General features: G+C 69.7%; 14 protein-coding genes and 1 tRNA gene. 4 read left to right on the top strand and 11 right to left on the bottom strand.

Annotated elements, in window-relative coordinates; all coding sequences use genetic code 11:
• Positions 1-171: 171 nt before the first annotated feature.
• Both ACYVOM_RS09770 and ACYVOM_RS09765 read left to right on the top strand, forming a co-directional pair.
• Complete coding sequence (locus ACYVOM_RS09770) at positions 172-1605, top strand: NYN domain-containing protein (RefSeq protein WP_460302928.1); 1434 nt, start codon at positions 172-174, stop codon at positions 1603-1605.
• A gap of 73 nt (positions 1606-1678) precedes the next feature.
• The gene (locus ACYVOM_RS09765; RefSeq protein WP_460302927.1) at positions 1679-2239 is read left to right on the top strand and encodes a tetratricopeptide repeat protein; all 561 of its coding nucleotides are present in this window, start codon (positions 1679-1681) and stop codon (positions 2237-2239) included.
• A gap of 20 nt (positions 2240-2259) precedes the next feature.
• On the opposite strand, the gene ACYVOM_RS09760 is transcribed toward ACYVOM_RS09765, so the two are convergent.
• The 10 genes from ACYVOM_RS09760 to ACYVOM_RS09715 form a co-directional block, all read right to left on the bottom strand.
• The gene (locus ACYVOM_RS09760) at positions 2260-2481 is read right to left on the bottom strand and encodes a hypothetical protein (RefSeq protein ID WP_460302926.1); all 222 of its coding nucleotides are present in this window, start codon (positions 2479-2481) and stop codon (positions 2260-2262) included.
• A gap of 247 nt (positions 2482-2728) precedes the next feature.
• Positions 2729-4288, bottom strand: a complete 1560-nt coding sequence (locus ACYVOM_RS09755; RefSeq protein WP_460302925.1) for an alkaline phosphatase D family protein — start codon at positions 4286-4288, stop codon at positions 2729-2731.
• Positions 4289-4580: 292 nt separating this feature from the next.
• Positions 4581-5006, bottom strand: coding sequence for a hypothetical protein (locus ACYVOM_RS09750; RefSeq protein WP_460302924.1), 426 nt, complete (start codon positions 5004-5006; stop codon positions 4581-4583).
• Between the two features lie 502 nt (positions 5007-5508).
• Positions 5509-8103: an ATP-dependent chaperone ClpB gene (gene clpB, locus ACYVOM_RS09745; protein WP_460302923.1), complete on the bottom strand. Its 2595-nt coding sequence runs from the start codon at positions 8101-8103 to the stop codon at positions 5509-5511.
• Between the two features lie 26 nt (positions 8104-8129).
• Positions 8130-8555 carry a heat shock protein transcriptional repressor HspR gene (locus ACYVOM_RS09740; RefSeq protein WP_460302922.1) on the bottom strand — a complete coding sequence of 142 codons (426 nt, stop codon included), beginning with the start codon at positions 8553-8555 and terminating at the stop codon, positions 8130-8132.
• 2 nt (positions 8556-8557) lie between these two features.
• Positions 8558-9727, bottom strand: coding sequence for a molecular chaperone DnaJ (gene dnaJ, locus ACYVOM_RS09735; RefSeq protein WP_460302921.1), 1170 nt, complete (start codon positions 9725-9727; stop codon positions 8558-8560).
• 71 nt (positions 9728-9798) lie between these two features.
• Positions 9799-10356 (bottom strand): nucleotide exchange factor GrpE, encoded by a 558-nt coding sequence (gene grpE, locus ACYVOM_RS09730; protein ID WP_460302920.1) that lies wholly within the window; start codon positions 10354-10356, stop codon positions 9799-9801.
• Positions 10353-12188, bottom strand: coding sequence for a molecular chaperone DnaK (gene dnaK / locus ACYVOM_RS09725; RefSeq protein WP_460302919.1), 1836 nt, complete (start codon positions 12186-12188; stop codon positions 10353-10355). Before dnaK ends, grpE begins: the two co-directional genes overlap by 4 nt.
• A 256-nt stretch (positions 12189-12444) precedes the next feature.
• Positions 12445-13167, bottom strand: a complete 723-nt coding sequence (locus ACYVOM_RS09720) for a hypothetical protein (RefSeq protein ID WP_460302918.1) — start codon at positions 13165-13167, stop codon at positions 12445-12447.
• A 10-nt stretch (positions 13168-13177) separates the two neighbouring features.
• Positions 13178-13870: a hypothetical protein gene (locus ACYVOM_RS09715; protein ID WP_460302917.1), complete on the bottom strand. Its 693-nt coding sequence runs from the start codon at positions 13868-13870 to the stop codon at positions 13178-13180.
• A 264-nt stretch (positions 13871-14134) separates the two neighbouring features.
• On the opposite strand from ACYVOM_RS09715, the gene ACYVOM_RS09710 reads away from it, so the two are divergent.
• Positions 14135-16315: a (Fe-S)-binding protein gene (locus ACYVOM_RS09710; RefSeq protein ID WP_460302916.1), complete on the top strand. Its 2181-nt coding sequence runs from the start codon at positions 14135-14137 to the stop codon at positions 16313-16315.
• Between the two features lie 134 nt (positions 16316-16449).
• On the opposite strand, the gene dcd is transcribed toward ACYVOM_RS09710, so the two are convergent.
• A complete protein-coding gene (gene dcd / locus ACYVOM_RS09705; RefSeq protein ID WP_460302915.1) occupies positions 16450-17031 on the bottom strand; it encodes a dCTP deaminase in 582 nt (193 codons plus the stop codon).
• Between the two features lie 86 nt (positions 17032-17117).
• On the opposite strand from dcd, the gene ACYVOM_RS09700 reads away from it, so the two are divergent.
• Positions 17118-17188: transfer RNA gene (locus tag ACYVOM_RS09700), tRNA-Gly, on the top strand.
• The last annotated feature ends 237 nt before the right edge of the window (positions 17189-17425 follow it).

The following is a 17425-nucleotide window of genomic DNA, read 5'->3' as shown; positions in this document are numbered from 1 at the left end:
ACTCCACCTGCGTCCTCACCCTTGCGCCCGGTACGGGCACGGTAAGAGGATGACGAATCGCCGGAACGGCTTACGGCGGGAGTGGCTTTCATTAGGCTGGAGCCGCCCGGGCTCTGAGCTGGGTCGATTCGGGTCGCAGACCTCCACTCGGGGTCGGAGAGGTGTTGCCTTGTGGAACGCTGTGCGCTGTTCGTAGACGCCGGCTACCTGCTCGCCGACGGCGGGATGGCCGTGCACGGAGTCCGCCAGCGCGAGCAGGTGTCCTGGGACTTCGCAGGGCTCCTCCAGCTGCTCGGCGACCTCGCCCGGGAGCGCGCCGGGATGCCCCTGCTGCGCTGCTACTGGTACGAGACCAGTGTGGAGGGCCGCCGCACTCCCGAGCAGGAGGCGCTCGCCGACCTTCCCGGGCTGAAGCTGCGGCTGAGCCGGAGCCGTCCGGGCCGCCGCGAGAGCGTCGACGCCGAACTGCACCGCGACCTCATGACCCTCGCCCGCAACGGCGCCATCGCCGACGCCGTCGTGGTGAGCGGCGACGAGGACCTCGCCACCGTGCTCCAGGACGCCCAGGACCTCGGCATCCGCGTCACCGTCGTGCACGTCGCGGTCGAGGGCAACTGGACCATCTCCCGGGTGCTCCGCCAGGAGTGCGACGACCTCATCGAGATCGGCGCCGGGCACCTGCGCCCCTATGCCGCCTACACCGCGAGCGCCGAGCCGTCCATGCCCGCCTCCCCGCCGGCCGCCATGCCTTCGTCCATACCCTCCTCCATGCCCGCCTCCCTGGCGAGCGTGCTCGCGGCCTCCCCCAACGGCTCCGCACTCTCCTCCCTCGCGAACGGCCTCGCCCACTCGGCTCCCGCCGCTCCGATCACGCCCGCACCGGCCGCCGCGCCCGCGGCGATCGGCACGCCGCAGCTCTCCTCGCCGTCCTCCACCGGCTCCCATGTGCTCAGCGGCATCCCCTTCTCCAGCCCGTCGGCGCCGCAGGCTCCCGCGCCCGCGCAGCCCAGCTACGCGACGCCGGTTCCGGAGCAGAGCTACGCGTCCCCCGTGTCCGAGCCGAGCTACGCGACCCCGGTTCCCGAGCCGAGCTACCTGACCTCGGGTGCGATCACGCCCAACCCGTTCGCGGCGCCCGCCCCGGCGCAGTCCTCCGCGGCCGCGTCGTTCGGCACCGCCCCCTCCTCCCAGTTCGGCTCCACGGGATCAAGCTCGCCCTACGGCGCGCTGCCCTCGTCCTATCCGCTGACGCCCCCGCCGCCCGCCGCGCCCGTCGGCTACACGGCGGCTCCCGCGGCGGCGGCCTTCACGGCCTCGCCCGCGCTGCCCGCGGTGCCGCAGCCCGCGCCCGCGCAGGGGCCGAGCCTTTCGGACGCGGTGAAGGCCGCGCACACCGAAGGCCAGGACTTCGGCGAGTCGGTCGCCCGCGACGCCCCCGCGCTCTGGCTGGAGGCCGTGCTGGCCCGCAAGCCGCGGATGCCCTCGGACCTGGAGGCCAGGCTGCTCCAGGGCTCGGCGCTGCCGATCGACTTCCTCCTGCACGACGAGGTCCGGCACTCGCTGCGCCGCGGATTCTGGGACGCGCTCGAACGCTCCCGTCGGTGACCCTCCCCGCCACTTCCGTCGATCTTGAGTAATCTCCCGGTTTTGCCGGGGGAGCGCGGGTAACGTCTAAGCCGTGACCCACGTGACCGAAGGCGATCTCGACGACCTGGAGTTCGACAGCCTGCGGACCGGAGAACACCGCACCGCGGCGTTGACGTTCGCCGACTGGGCGGACAACGCGACCCGGGACGAGGGCCTGACCCGCGCGATGCTGCTCCTGCGCGCCGGCGAGCAGTTCCAGCACGCGGGCGACCACTCCCACGCGGCCGAGGTGTACCGCCGCGCCATCGAAGACGGCGGCGAGACCTACGGCGACGCCCGTGTCTATCTCGCCGACGCCCTGCTGAAGCTCGGCGACAACGCCGGAGCGATCGGCCTGCTCGCCGAGATCCGCGACAGCGCCCCGACCGATCCCGAGGTGTACCGGTCGGTCGCCGAGATCCTCTACGAGCACGGCGACCTCCTCGGTGCCCACACCTGGTCCACCCACGGTGCCGACCTCGTGCTCGCGCTCCCCGAGCGCACCCGCGGCGACGCCGCTGAAAGCCTCGAGGGCCTCCTGCGCCTCCGCTTCCGCGCCCGCGTCGACCTCGGCCGCCCCGAAGACGAATACGACGCCCTCCTGGACGCCTGACCCGTCTGCTCTCACGCCGCCTAGAGGCTGGGCACCAGGCCTGAGCTGTGGTTCAGGCCGCCGGACAGGCCGCCGGCCAACGGGTCGACGGCTGGGCCCAGGACCGGGAGTCCCGCCACCATGCCGCTGAGGGCCGAGCCCAGGCCGGGCGGCGGTTTGGCGGCGGCCGACGTCGCGGGCACACCCGAGGTCAAGAAGGCGATCGCACACATCGCGGCCGACGCGGCCAGACTCCGTCGCATGCAGACCCTCCGATCGAAGACGAAGAAGCCCCAGACAACCACCGGACGGGCCAAGCGCCCCTCTCCTCCGTATTGCCGAAAGACAAAGACGGCGATCACGGCCGACCAGACTGCGCCCCATCCCCCCATGGCGACCCCCTTCGAACAGACTTTCGCCATCTGATCTCCAGTAGACATCACGGGCCCCGGGCCCGGAGCCGCCGCCCACAAGTTGTGGATAACTTCCTCGGCGTCGATCCTCCCTGGCTCAGCGCGGTTCGAGCGGGGCGGATCGGAGGGCCCGCAGGGACGTCGCTGAGGTGGGGGTCTGCCAGACGACGGAGTCGGGGGTGATCGTGGCGATGGCGTTCTTGAACCAGGGGCCGTCGGTCAGGCGCCAGGTGAACGGGGGGCGGCGGACGCCGGTGGTCTTGGCGAAGAGGCGGGCGGGGCCGCTCAGCAGGCGCAGGGACGCGAGGCGGTTGGCCCACTTGAAGGGGCCGGCGAGGGGATTGCGGAACGGGGAGCAGACGGCCTGGTAGATCGGGAGGCCGCCCTCGGCCTTGGCCAGGTAGCTGTAGTGGATGTCGCCGCCGAGGAACGCGATCGTCTTCGGCGGGACGCCCCGGACACCGTGCGCCACTTCGAGGACGGCCCGGGAGACCGCCTCGAAGCTCGTGCGGAACGCCGCCCAGTGCTCCAGGTCGGCGAACTGGCGCAGTTTCTCGCCGAACCCGTCGAGGCTCCGCTCGGCCACCGGCTCGTTCCACGCCTCCGCGTAGTGGATCACCGGGGGCAGCAGGAACGGCAGCGAGCTGGCGATGAGGAGCTGGTCGACCCCGCCCGTCAGCTGCGCGTCGAGCCAGGCCTGCTCGGCGTCGTCGAGCATGGCGCGGCGCTCGGCGGTGAGCAGCCGGGACGCCCTGCTGTCCACGACGACCACGCGGGTCCGGCCCAGGTCGAACCGGAAGGACCAGCGGGCGGTGGCGGGCTCCCGGTCGGCGAGGTCGGCGAACTCGTCGAGTGCGGCGCCGCCGTCGGCCGCGCCGCGGACCGCGGCCAGCACCTTGTCGGCCCGCCGCTCCTCGGGCGAGAGATTGCCGAGGTGCTGGTAGACCCAGTAGGCGCCGATCCCGCTGACGATCCGCCGCCGCCACCACGGCTCGGCGTCCATGCTCTTGCGCCACGCGTAGGAGGTGTTCCAGTCGTCGCGGACGTCGTGGTCGTCGAAGACGCTGCGGGTCGGCACCGTCGACAGCAGCCAGCGGACGGCAGGGTCGGTCGTCCAGGCGAGGCGGTACAGCTCGGTGTACTCCTCGAAGTCGGCGATCTCGTCGCCGGGCGGCAGCGAGATGTCGCGGCGGCCCCGGATGAACGCCTGCATCCGCTCGCCCGTGCCGTCTGCGTACACCTGGTCGCCGATCATCAGGAGCACGTCGGGGAAGGCCGCGCCGTTCTTCAGCGTGTGCGCGAAGGCGCTCAGCGCGTCGATCCCGTGGGTCTCGGCCGCCGCGGGCGCCACCCGGCACGAGCCGAACGCGACGGCCGCGGGGCGCTTCGGATCGACGGTCCGGATGACGCTCGGCGGGAACTCGCTGCCCGCTTCGGGCCATACCCGCCGCCCGTCGAGGCGCACCTCGTACGGGGTGGCGGTGCCGGGCTCCAGCCCGTCCACGTCGACCAGCGCGTAGTGGTGCCCGTGCACCGCGAAGGTCGGCTCGGTCCGGCCGAGCACGGTCACCTCGCAGGCTTCGGAGGTCTCCACCCAGACCGTCGCCCCGGTCTCGCCGACCCACCGCAGCAGGGGCCCCAGCACCAATCCCGTCATACCCCCCATTGCACCGGAACTCTCGCCGCCCGTCCACACACCCCGCCCGAACAACCAACATGCCCGCACCCCGAACCCGGGTGCGGGCACGCCGAGCGGCACCTTGACCGGACAGAGGCGTGCTCTGTCCGATCACGGGTTCGCGGAGGGGGCGGCGCCGCCCGTGCCTCCAAGCAGGGCACGGGCAGCCGAGGGTTCACCTGCACAGGGTGGCCGTCCGGTCAGCGGCTCTCCACCGGGGTCCGGCGGGCGGGCGCTGAGAGACTTCCCGGGCGGTGCGAACGGCGTGCCTTCAGCGGCCGGCGCGGTTGTTCATGCGTCGGGTCGGCAGCGTGCGGGCGTTGCCGCGGGAGCGCTGGGCGAGCGAGGCGGCACGGCGGTCGGCGCGCTTGAGCGCGGTCTTCTTGCCGGACCTGCGGGCGGTGTCGGGCTTGGCGGACACAGGGGCCTCCTCGGACGGGACGAGCGCGTTCGGCGCGAGGGCGGAAAAGGCGAGCCGACCGAGCGGCGCGGTGGGGAAGGCGTCCGCGATCACCGGGGACGCAGCGGCGGTCGGCTGTTCGGCGGAGGGCATGCGGAGCTCCTGGCGGTCGTCGGCGGCGGGCATGAGCGGCTGCTCCGGGGCGGCGGCGGGGCGGGCGGCGGAGGGCATGCGGGACTCCTGGCGGTCGGCGGAGCGGGACGTCACGGCGGCGGAAGCAGGAAGGGCGGCAGGCATGGGCGACTCCTCGAAAAGGCGCGGCGGCGCGGGCGTCGGCGGAGGCGGAAAAGAGCGCGACAAAAAGAGAAGGCGGCAATGCCGCGTCCCATGGGCGCGCTGAATCGACCTGTCGGCGTCGACGCACAAAGGAATTCCGGAAAAGGGTCCGGTGAAAGGGAACGCCTGCGAAACGGCGCGCCGACGGGAGGCCGGCGGAAGCCGAGCGCAGCGATCTCAGGGAAAGACGCACGTGTGGGATGCCATGGTGGCGGGCGCTAAGGGCAGCCTGAGGGCTCTCACCGTGCCGCGGGAGCCGCTGGGCGGCTCAACCGGAAGGGATCAGATCTCCATGCCGGGAACATTACCCACGGGCCGCGCGAGGTGTCAACCCCTTTTTCTTGGAATTGTGGAATGGGCGGGTCGTGTGCATTTCCCGCACGGAATCGGGTGCCTTCCGGCGCGGCGGGCGGACATGGGAAAGCCCGCCTCCCCGGGGTGGAGAGGCGGGCTTCGAAAGGAGTCAGCGCTTGCTGAGCGGGACCGTGGAGCGGACGACGAGCTTGTCCGTGGCGGGGTCTACCTCGACGGTGACCTCGGAGCCGTCGCGGATGCTGCCCGACAGGAGGCCGCGGGCGAGCTGGTCGCCGATCGCGGTCTGGACGAGGCGGCGCAGCGGACGCGCTCCGTAAGCCGGGTCGAAGCCTGTGCGGGCGAGCCAGGCGCGGGCGTCGGGCGACACCTTGAGCGAGAGTTGCCGGTCGGCGAGCCTGTCGGCCAGGCGGTGGACCTGGAGGTCGACGATCTGGGCGAGCTCGTCCTGCGAGAGCGCGTCGAAGACGATCACGTCGTCGAGCCGGTTGAGGAACTCCGGCTTGAACGCCATCCGGACGGTCTTCATGACCGCCTCCCGCTGTGCCTCCTTCGTCAGCGCCGGGTCGACGAGGTACTGCGACCCGAGGTTGGAGGTCAGGATGAGGATGGTGTTGCGGAAGTCGACGGTGCGGCCCTGGCCGTCGGTGAGGCGGCCGTCGTCGAGCACCTGGAGCAGCAGGTCGAAGACCTCGGGGTGGGCCTTCTCGACCTCGTCCAGCAGCACCACGCTGTAAGGCCTGCGCCGTACGGCCTCGGTGAGCTGCCCGCCCTCCTCGTACCCGACGTAACCGGGAGGGGCTCCGACGAGCCGGGCGACACTGTGCTTCTCGGAGTACTCCGACATGTCGATCCGGGTCAGCGCCCGCTCGTCGTCGAACAGGAAGTCCGCGAGGGCCTTGGCCAGCTCGGTCTTGCCGACGCCGGTCGGGCCGAGGAACAGGAACGAGCCCGTCGGACGGTCCGGGTCGGCCACGCCGGCGCGGGAGCGTCGGACCGCGTCGGACACCGCCATGACCGCGTCGCGCTGCCCGATGAGGCGGTCGCCTATGACGTCCTCCATGCGGAGCAGCTTGGCCGTCTCGCCTTCCAGGAGGCGCCCTGCGGGGATGCCCGTCCACGCCGACACCACGTCCGCGACGTCGTCGGGGCCTACCTCCTCCTTCACCATCGCGCCGCGCGTCTCGGCCTCCTCCGACGCCTGGGAGATCTCCCTCTCCAGGGTCGGGATCTCGCCGTACAGGAGCCGCGACGACGTCTCGAAGTCGCCTTCGCGCTGTGCCCGCTCGGCGAGGCTGTGCAGGTCGTCGAGCCTCTTCTTCAGCTCGCCGACCCGGTTCAGGCCCGCCTTCTCCTGCTCCCAACGGCCGACGAGGCCGTGCAGGTGCTCCTGCTTGTCGGCGAGGTCGGCGCGCAGCTTCTCCAGCCGCTGCCGGGAGGCCTCGTCGGACTCCTTGGCGAGCGCCATCTCCTCCATCTTCATCCGGTCGACCGTGCGCTGGAGCTGGTCGATCTCGACCGGACGGGAGTCGATCTCCATCCGCAGCCGGGAAGCGGCCTCGTCGACGAGGTCGATGGCCTTGTCCGGCAGGAACCGGGAGGTGATGTAGCGGTCCGAGAGGGTCGCCGCGGCGACGAGCGCCGAGTCGGAGATCTGGACCTGGTGGTGCGCCTCGTAGCGGCCTTTGAGCCCGCGCAGGATCGCGATGGTGTCCTCGACGGACGGCTCGCCCACGAACACCTGCTGGAAGCGGCGCTCCAGCGCCGGGTCCTTCTCGATCCGCTCGCGGTACTCGTCCAGCGTGGTCGCGCCGATCATGCGCAGCTCGCCCCGTGCCAGCATCGGCTTCAGCATGTTGCCGGCGTCCATCGCGCCTTCGGCCGCGCCCGCTCCGACGACGGTGTGCAGCTCGTCGATGAACGTGATGATCTGGCCCTCGGACTCCTTGATCTCGTTCAGGACGGCCTTCAGCCGCTCCTCGAACTCGCCGCGGAACTTCGCGCCCGCGACCATCGCGCCGAGGTCGAGCGAGATGAGCCGCTTGTCGCGCAGCGACTCCGGCACGTCGCCGGTGACGATGCGCTGCGCGAGCCCCTCGACGACGGCCGTCTTGCCGACGCCGGGCTCGCCGATGAGCACGGGGTTGTTCTTGGTGCGCCGTGAGAGCACCTGGACGGTCCTGCGGATCTCGGAGTCGCGGCCGATGACCGGGTCGAGTTTGCCGTCCCGCGCCTTCTGGGTGAGGTCGACGCCGTACTTCTCCAAAGACTGGAAGGTGTCTTCGGGGTTCTCGCTGGTGATGCGCCCGTGCCCGCGGACCTTCTCGAACGCGTCGAGGAGCGCGTCGGGAGAGGCGCCGTACTCGCGCAGCAGTTCGGCGACCTGGCCGCCGTCGGTCGCGAGGCCGACCAGGAGGTGCTCGGTGGAGACGTACTCGTCCTGGAGTTGGCGGGCGCGCGAAGCCGCGGTGTTCAGCGAGGCGAGGAGCTGCCGCGACGTCTGGGGCGCCGCCACCGTCGAGCCCTGCGCCTTCGGCAGGCCCGCGATGATCTCCTCGGTGCGTCGGCGAATCGCCGAAGGATCCGCCCCGACGGCCTCCAGCAACGGCACCGACGTGCCTTCGCTCTGCGAGAGCAGCGCGGCCAGCAGATGGGCCGGTTCGACCTGCGGACTGCCCTCCGAGGCCGCCCGGCGGACCGCGACCGAGACCGCGTCCTGGCTCTTGTTGGTCAGCTTGTAGTCCATGGATCAACCCCCGCGTTGATAGGCCTTCAGTCCTGCTGTTTCCGCCAGAGGACGACCCCGGTCTGCCGGATGGGGACCAGGTCGCCTCCGCGCCCTTCCCCGCGCATCTGCGCGAGTCTGGCGGCGACGGCGCGGGTGGATTCGAGTTCGTTGCCCAGCTCCTCGACGAGCCTGCGCAGCCGGGCGAACTCGTCTCTCAGCTCGTCGTTCTGGCGCTGGAGTTCGAGGATCTTGCTGATGCCCGCGAGATTGACCCCTTCCTCCTGGGAGAGCCGCTGGATCTCGCGCAGCGCGGCGATGTCGCGTGCGGAGTACCGGCGGCCACGGCCGGACGCCCGGCCTGGGGAGACCAGCCCCATACGGTCGTAGGTGCGCAGTGTCTGCGGGTGCAGGCCCGACAGCTGCGCCGCGATCGAAATGACGTAGACCGGGGTGTCGTCGGGGAACTCCACTGCTACCCCTCCCTCGCCTGCTGCACCAGGCTCTGGCGCAGGTCGTCGCCGCGGTGGGTCTCCGAAAGCTCGGTGAGGGACTTGCGCTCCTCGTCCGACAGCTTCTGTGGCACGTTCACCTCGACGGTCGCCAGGAGATCGCCCTTGGTGCCGTCGCGGCGGGTCGCGCCCCGGCCGCGGACCCGGAAGGTCCGGCCGTTCGGAGTGCCCTCGGGGATGCGGAGCTTGACGGGCTGGCCGCCGTGCACCGGCACCAGGATCTCCGCGCCGAGGGCCGCCTCGGGGAACGTCACCGGGACGTTCACGGTGAGGTTGTCGCCGTCGCGCCCGAAGACGGGATGGCCGGAGACCTTCAGCCTGACGAGCAGGTCGCCCGCCGGGCCGCCGCTCTCGCCGGGCGCTCCCTTGCCCTTGAGCCGGATGGTCTGGCCGTCCTTCACGCCCGCGGGGATGCGCGCCTGGATCGTGCGGGTGCCGATGGCCCGGCCGCTGCCGTTGCAGGTCGGGCACGGGTCGTCGACGACCATGCCGCGGCCGTGGCAGTGGCTGCACGGCTCGGCGAAGCCGAACCCGCCCATGTTGCGGGTCTCCTGGCCGGTGCCGTCGCAGTAGGGGCAGACCCGTGGCAGGGTGCCCGCCTTGGCGCCGGTTCCCCGGCACGTCTGGCAGGGCGCCTCGGACGACAGCCGCAGCGGGACGGTGATGCCGTCGAGCGCCTCGCTGAACGTCAGGGTCACCTCGGACTCGACGTCCTGGCCACGGCGCGGCCGGCGTGCCGAGGTGGTGCGGGTCTGGCCGCCGCCGCGGCCGAACAGCCCGCCGAAGAGGTCGCCGAGGCGTTCGCCCGCCCCGGCCCCTCCCGGCGCGTTGCCGAAAAGGTCGTTGAGGTCGAAGCCCTGCGGACCGCCGCCCGGACCCCCGCCGCGGAACGCGCCGCCCCCGTACGCCCTGACCTCGTCGTACTCCTTGCGGCGCTTGTCGTCGGACAGGACGTCGTAGGCCTCGGAGATCTCCTTGAACCGCTCCTCGGCCTCGGCGTCGCCCTTGTTGGCGTCGGGGTGGTACTTGCGAGCGAGCTTCCGGTAGGACTTCTTGATCTCGTCCTGGGTGGCGGTCTTGGCGACACCCAGGGACTTGTAATAGTCCTTCTCAAGGTAGTCCTTGGTGCTCACCGGCTCCCCTTCGAAATGTGCTTCGGATCTGGTCCCGGGGGCGGGCCACCGCCCCCGGGACAGGTGTCAGTTCAGGCCTGCGGTCCGGCGACGACCACACGGGCCGGCCGGACGACGCGCTCGCCGATCCGGTATCCGGGCTGGTAGACCTCCAGCACCGACTCCTCCTCCACATCCGCGGACGGGACGTGGGTCAGGGCCTCGTGCACGTTCGGATCGAACGGATCGCCGACCGCCCCGTAGCGCTCCAGCCCCAGCTTGCCGAGGGTCGTCTCCAGGGATTCGCCCACGGACTTGAAGGCCCCCACGAGCTCGTCGTGCTCGCGGGCCTTGTCGACGCTGTCGAGGATCGGCAGCAGATCGGTGAGCACGCCCGCGATGGCCTGCTCCCGCACGGCCACCCTGTCGCGTTCCACCCGCTTGCGGTAGTTCACGTACTCGGCCTGGAGCCTCTGAAGGTCCTTGGTGCGCTCCTCGAGCTGCTCGCGCAACTCCGCGGAGGCCTCATCGACCGCCTCGTCGGCCGGAGCCGCGGACTCCTCCTCGGTGGAAGGGGTCCGCAGCTCGCCCGTCTCAGGATCGATGCGCCGCGAGTCGCGGATCACCGGTTCTTCCTGAGAACTGCTCACTTGGTGTCCTTGTCGTCGTCGATGATCTCGGCGTCCACGACCTCGTCGTCCTGCGCGTTGGAGTCGGCGCCGGGCGCGGAGGCCGCGGAGTCGTCGGCCTGCTGCTGGGCGTAGAGCGCCGCGCCGAGCTTCTGCGACGACTGGGCCAGCTTCTCGGCCGACGCCTTGATCGCGTCGGTGTCGGTGCCCTCGAGGTCCTTGCGCACCTCGGCGATGCCGTCGGTGACCTCCTTCTTGAGGTCCTCCGGCAGCTTGTCCTCGTTCTCCTTGACGAACTTCTCCGTCGAGTACGTGAGGGTCTCGGCCTGGTTGCGGATCTCGGCCTGCTCCTTGATCCGGCGGTCTTCCTCGGCGTACTGCTCGGCCTCGCGCATCATCCGGTCGATGTCGTCCTTCGGCAGCGCGGAGCCGCCGGAGATGACCATCGACTGCTCCTTGCCGGTGCCGAGGTCCTTGGCCGAGACGTTCACGATGCCGTTGGCGTCGATGTCGAAGGCCACCTCGATCTGCGGGACGCCGCGGGGCGCCGGGGGCAGGCCGGTGAGCTGGAAGGTGCCGAGCTTCTTGTTGTACGCCGCGATCTCGCGCTCGCCCTGGTAGACCTGGATCTCCACGGACGGCTGGTTGTCGTCGGCCGTGGTGAAGGTCTCCGAGCGCTTCGTCGGGATCGTGGTGTTCCGCTCGATGATCTTGGTGAAGATGCCGCCCTTGGTCTCGATGCCGAGGGACAGCGGGGTGACGTCGAGCAGGAGGACATCCTTGACCTCGCCCTTCAGGACGCCGGCCTGGAGCGCGGCGCCGACGGCCACGACCTCGTCCGGGTTCACGCCCTTGTTCGGCTCCTTGCCGGACAGCTCCTTGACGAGCTCCGTCACTGCGGGCATACGGGTCGAGCCGCCCACCAGGACCACGTGGTCGATCTTGTCGACGGTGATCTTGGCGTCCTTGATGACCTGCTGGAACGGCGCCTTGCACCGGTCGAGCAGATCGGAGGTGAGCCGCTGGAACTCCGCCCGGGTCAGCTTCTCGTCGAGGTGCAGGGGGCCCTCGGCCGAGGCGGTGATGTACGGCAGGTTGATCGTGGTCTCCGAGGAGGAGGACAGCTCGATCTTCGCCTTCTCCGCGGCCTCGCGCAGGCGCTGGAGCGCCATCTTGTCCTTGGAGAGGTCCACGCCGTGGGCGTTCTTGAAGTTGGTGACCAGCCAGTCGACGACCTTGTTGTCCCAGTCGTCGCCGCCCAGGTGGTTGTCGCCGCTCGTGGCCTTGACCTCCACGACGCCGTCGCCGACTTCGAGCAGCGAGACGTCGAAGGTGCCGCCGCCGAGGTCGAAGACCAGGATGGTGGCCTCGCCCTCGCGCTCGAGGTGGTAGGCCAGGGCGGCCGCGGTCGGCTCGTTGATGATGCGCAGGACGTTGAGCCCCGCGATCTGGCCGGCCTCCTTGGTGGACTGCCGCTGGTGGTCGCTGAAGTAGGCCGGGACGGTGATCACCGCGTCGGTGACCTTCTCGCCCAGGTAGGCCTCGGCGTCGCGCTTCAGCTTCTGGAGCACGAACGCGCTGATCTGCTGCGGGGTGAAGTCCTTACCGTCGATCCCGACCTTCCAGTCGGTGCCGATCTCACGCTTCACCGAGCGGATGGTCCGGTCCACGTTGGTGACGGCCTGCCGCTTGGCGACCTCACCGACGAGCACCTCGCCGTTCTTCGCGAAGGCCACGACGGACGGCGTGGTCCGCGACCCCTCCGCGTTTGCGATCACGGTGGGCTCGCCGCCCTCCAGAATCGCGACGACCGAGTTGGTCGTCCCGAGGTCGATACCGACCGCACGTGCCATCGTCCGCTTCCTCCGTCTGTCTCATCGGGGCTCTGACGGGTCCCAGAATGCCCCGCGCGCCCGCTGCTGTCAAATGAGTTGAGTCAAGCTCGCTCAACTTACTTGCTGGAACATCGGTGTGACGCAGCCTATTCCGGGATGTACCCGCTCGTCCGGGAAACGAAGAACGGACCCGCTCGCCTGTCGGGGGTCAGGCGAGCGGGCCCGTTCGGCCTGGTCGGGGACCTGGATGCGGCCCCGTCGGAGGGATCGGAGGTCAGTACTTCTTCTGCCGGACCGCCCAGACGAAGTTCGCGGAGTTCACGCCGGAAGCGGAGGGGAGGCCGAGAAGGTCGTCGGGGTGTCCGAGCAGCGGGTAGGTGGAGCAGCCTGTGGACGCCGGAAGGGCGTACTGGTCGTCGTTCGCCCAGATCTTGATCCCGGGCGTGAGCCAGAAGAACCACGGAAGGGTGGCGGTGCTCTGCGGCTTGAGGACGACGGGGGCGGCGTCCGTGCCGATCGTGCAGTTCTGGCCGAGCAGCCCGCCCGGGCTCCAGAGCTGGAACTTCACCTTGAACTCGTGGATCGAGTCGGGCCGGTTCAGCCCGACCCCGACGAGCCGGCCTTCGATCTCCGGCAGCGTCGAGAGGATCACGTTCGTGCCGGGCAGGACCGTCACGACCTTGAGGTTCTGCGGCTGGGTGATGCCGCCCCAGGCCGTCACCGTCGAGCCGTCCGCGGCCTTGCCCTCGGCCGCGGTGACCCGGAGGGGCTTGTCGAGGATGATGCGGATGTTCTTCTTCGTCCCGAGGGTGAAGCCGCCTTCCAGGGCGATCGAGACGTAGCAGTTCCACTCCGTGACGCCCGCGGGCTGGGCGGGGCAGTCGGCGAAGTCGGCGGGGGAAGGCACGTAGGACTGCTCGGCCGCGGAAGCCGGCGCGGTAAGGCCGAGCGCAAGGGCGAGGGCGCCAAGGACGACCCCGGTACGGCGGAATCTCATCGCAGCGTCCTTAGAAGGTCTTGTGGCGGATCGCCCACGTGGCGTCGAAGTGGTTGCTCGTGGCGTTCGCCGCCCCGATCAACACGTTGGGGAGCTGGCTTTCGCAGCCGGTCGCCCAGTCGATGGCGAAGACGTCGTCGTAGACCTTCGCCTTGGTGAGGAGCTTGCCGTCGACGATCCAGGGCAGCGTCCACTGGATGCGCGGGGCGATGACGACGGGGGCGGCGTTCGACCCGATGTAGCAGTTGGCGCCGAGGCCGTCGCCGATGAGGCGTGCCTTGAGGCCGACCTTCGAGGGGACGAGCACGCCGGGCGAGACCTCCCCGGTGGCTTCGATCTGGACCTGCCACCCGGTGGGGTCGGGGATCTCCAGCGGACCGCCGCCGACGACGCCCGTCACGAAGGGGATGGGGTCGCCCTTCAGAGATCCGAGCACGGCGGTCTTGGCGCCGTTCACCGTGCCCTGCCCGATGGTGAGGCGGTACGGGGAGTTGATCCGGGCCTTCATGTTCTTCAGCCGGAACTGGCCGTCGAGCGCCGTCAGGACGAAGCACGTCCAGTCGGAGGCGCCGGCGGGCTTGGCCGGGCAGTCTGCGAAGTCGGCCTCGGAGGGGGTGTACTCGTTGGCGGCCTGCGCGGGGGCCGCGGCGAGGCCGAGGGCGACGGCCACCGCGGCAAGCCCGGAGGCGATGAGGCGACGCATGGACACGGCTCCTTGGGGGGTGGGATACCGGTTGAGGCGGCTCGGCCTCGGCGTGCTCCTGGGGATGGGGGCGCCGCTGAGACTAACGTCACAAATCGCCCAATCCAAGGTCTGTAGTGTCACGAACGGGAAACGCGGGGTACCTCAAGCGTTGACCGCTCCACTACGGTGCGAGCGCACGGCTCTGGCTTGGTAAGTTACCCGTCGGTACAATTCGGGACCCGCGTGAGAACGAGCTGGCGGCGAGCCCTACGCTTTCAGCCAATGGCCGTACCCCAGGAGGACGGAACAGTGTTCCTGATCACATTGATCATCGGGCTTGCCGGAACGGCGGTGGCGCTAGCGCTCGCCGGGAAGCGTGTGGCCTTCCTCGTCAAGCTGTTCAAGAGCGGGCAACCCGCCCCTGACCGCGTGGCGAGCGTAAAGCGCGACCCCAAGGGTGACGTCGAAGGACAGGTCACCGAGGTCCTCGGGCAGAAGAAGCTGCTCAAGTGGACCGTGGCGGGTCTCGCCCACTTCTTCGTCATGTGGGCGTTCTTCCTGCTCGCCACCGTGTACCTCGAAGCGGGCATCGCGCTGCTGTTCGGGCTGCACACCCACATCCCGTTCCTCCAGACCTGGGGCCCGATCGGCTTCATCCAGGACTTCATCGCCGTGATGTGCGCCCTGGGCCTGATCACCTTCACCGCGATCCGCATCAAGAACGCGCCGAAGAAGCTGGGCCGCAAGTCCCGGTTCTCCGGCTCGCACCTGAGCGGCGCCTGGCTGATCCTCTTCATGATCGCCAACGTGATCTGGACGATGTTCTTCTTCCGCGGCACCCTCGCCGCGCTGGAGACCGTCACGGGCGAGGAGTACTTCCCGTTCGGCAAGGCGGCCTTCGGCTCCTACGGCGTCGGCCTCCTGCTCGACGGCCTCGGCGAGACCACGCTGAAGGTCCTCGCCTCCGTCGGCCTGCTGCTGCACATCGGCGTGGCGCTGGTGTTCCTCGTCATCGTCGTGAACTCCAAGCACCTCCACATCTTCATCGCGCCGCTGAACGTCATGTTCAAGCGCCGCCCGAACGGCCTCGGCGCGGCGATGCCCGTCACCAAGCCCGACGGCTCCCTCCTCGACTTCGAGGAGGCCGACCCCGACGAGGACCTCTTCGGCCGGTCCAAGATCGAGGACTTCACCTGGAAGGGCTTCCTGGACTTCGCGACCTGCACCGAGTGCGGCCGCTGCCAGTCCCAGTGCCCCGCCTGGAACACCGAGAAGCCGCTGTCGCCGAAGATGGTCATCCTCGAGCTGCGCGACCACGCCTTCGCCAAGGCCCCCTACATGCTCGCCACGGACGAGCAGAAGGAGGCCTTCACCGACGAGCAGAAGCTCGCCATGCAGGTCGACAAGCCGCTCGTCGGCGAAGACGGCGTCATCCACCCCGACGTCCTGTGGTCCTGCACCAACTGTGGCGCGTGCGTCGAGCAGTGCCCCGTGGACATCGAGCACATCGACCACATCCTGGACATGCGCCGCTACCAGGCCATGATCGAGTCGTCCTTCCCGTCCGAGGCCGGCGTTATGCTGCGCAACCTCGAGAACAAGGGCAACCCGTGGGGCATGGGCGAGATGAAGCGCCTCGAGTGGATCGAGGAACTCGACTTCGAGGTCGAGGTCATCGACGAGAAGATCCCCGAGGACGCCGAGTACCTGTTCTGGGTCGGCTGCGCCGGCGCCCTCGAGGACCGCGCGAAGAAGACCACGAAGGCCGTCGCGGAACTCCTGCACACCGCGGGCGTCAAGTTCGCCGTCCTCGGCCCGATGGAGGCCTGCACCGGTGACCCCGCCCGCCGTCTGGGCATGGAGTACCTGTTCCAGGGCATGGCCCAGCAGAACGTCGAGACGCTGAACGACGCGGGCGTCAAGAAGATCGTCGCGACCTGCCCGCACTGCTTCAACACCCTCGCCAACGAGTACCCGCAGGTCGGCGGCCACTACGAGGTCGTCCACCACACGCAGCTGCTCGCCGACCTCGTCGACAACGGAAAGCTCGTTCCGGTGTCCTCGATCGACGAGAACATCACCTACCACGACCCGTGCTTCCTGGGCCGTCACAACAAGGTGTACAAGCAGCCGCGCGACATCATGGCGAAGGTCCCCGGCGTCAAGACGCAGGAGATGCACCGCTGCAAGGACAAGGGCTTCTGCTGCGGCGCCGGCGGCGCGCGCATGTGGATGGAAGAGCGCATCGGCAAGCGCATCAACACCGAGCGCGTCGACGAGGCCCTGGAGACCAACCCGGACACCGTTTCCACCGCCTGCCCCTTCTGCCTCGTGATGCTCGGTGACGCCATCAACGAGAAGAAGAGCTCCGGCGAGGCCAAGGAGTCCCTGGAGGTCGTGGACGTGGCCCAGCTGCTCCTGAAGAGCATCAAGGGCGAGCCCGCGGTCGCCGCCGCCGAGTGACCCTCAGCCGATAAGGCGAAGCGCCCGTCCCTCTGGGGGGCGGGCGCTTCGCCTTTCGCGCTCCGACCCGGGCCTTCTTCGGGCGGAGACGCGAAAGGGGAGCCCGCGGGCTCCCCTTTTTCGCGGTTTTCGCGTCAGTCTTTGATCTCGGTGCGGTGGAAGTTCAGGTACGAGCGCGACGGCGTCGGCCCGCGCTGGCCCTGGTACCGCGAGCCGTACTTCGTCGACCCGTACGGGTGCTCGACCGGCGACGACGTCCGGAACAGGCACATCTGCCCGATCTTCATGCCGGGCCACAGTTTGATCGGCAGCGTCGCGACGTTCGAGAGCTCCAGAGTCACATGCCCCGAGAACCCGGGGTCGATCCACCCGGCCGTCGCGTGCGTCAGCAGCCCGAGCCGGCCGAGGGAGCTCTTGCCCTCAAGGCGGGCGGCCACGTCGTGCGGCAGCCCGAACAGCTCGTACGTCGACGCCAGCACGAACTCACCCGGGTGCAGGATGAACGCCTCGCCCTTCGCCACCTCGATGAGCCGCGTCAGATCGCTCTGCTCCTCGGCGGGGTCGATGTGCGGGTACCGATGGTTCTCGAACACCCGGAAGTACCGGTCGAGGCGCACATCCACCGAGCACGGCTGAACCATGCCCGGATCGAACGGCTCGATCCCGACCTGCCCGGCTTCCACCAGACCCCGAATATCCCGATCAGAGAGCAACACCCGCCCAACGCTACCGCCCCCCGCCCCCACTCCCACCACACCCCCAAACCTGCTAACCTACTCCCGGTGGCCTCAACCCCCACCACGCGGATGTAGTTCAATGGCAGAACTCCAGCTTCCCAAGCTGACCACGCGGGTTCGATTCCCGTCATCCGCTCTGCTTGGTAAGGCCCCGCTCGGGATGGAGATCCGGAGTGGGGTCTTTGTTGTTGCGGGGTTAGTAGGTGGCTTGGAGGCGGCTGCTCGGTCGGTGATGTCCGAGGCTGCGGTGGGCTCGTTGGTGTGCCAGGTGCCTCGTTCGGTGATGGCCAGGCTTATTAGGGGCCAGGGCTGCGGTCTTGGTGTGCAGGGGTGCGTGGGTTGGGCTCTCGTCGACTGTGGGGCCGAGTTCATC

Source organism: Actinocorallia aurea (genome assembly GCF_054783995.1).
The sequence above is the reverse complement of the archived record's forward strand: the minus strand, read 5'-3'. Positions and strand labels throughout refer to the sequence as shown.

Bases quoted from the DNA above. Each gene is read 5' to 3' on its own strand.
- dnaK (WP_460302919.1), bottom strand. From the start codon at position 12,188: ATGGCACGTGCGGTCGGTATCGACCTCGGGACGACCAACTCGGTCGTC.
- ACYVOM_RS09715 (WP_460302917.1), bottom strand. From the start codon at position 13,870: ATGCGTCGCCTCATCGCCTCCGGGCTTGCCGCGGTGGCCGTCGCCCTC.
- ACYVOM_RS09720 (WP_460302918.1), bottom strand. From the start codon at position 13,167: ATGAGATTCCGCCGTACCGGGGTCGTCCTTGGCGCCCTCGCCCTTGCG.
- ACYVOM_RS09710 (WP_460302916.1), top strand. From the start codon at position 14,135: ATGGCCGTACCCCAGGAGGACGGAACAGTGTTCCTGATCACATTGATC.
- ACYVOM_RS09750 (WP_460302924.1), bottom strand. From the start codon at position 5,006: ATGCCTGCCGCCCTTCCTGCTTCCGCCGCCGTGACGTCCCGCTCCGCC.
- clpB (WP_460302923.1), bottom strand. From the start codon at position 8,103: ATGGACTACAAGCTGACCAACAAGAGCCAGGACGCGGTCTCGGTCGCG.
- ACYVOM_RS09755 (WP_460302925.1), bottom strand. From the start codon at position 4,288: ATGACGGGATTGGTGCTGGGGCCCCTGCTGCGGTGGGTCGGCGAGACC.
- ACYVOM_RS09760 (WP_460302926.1), bottom strand. From the start codon at position 2,481: ATGCGACGGAGTCTGGCCGCGTCGGCCGCGATGTGTGCGATCGCCTTC.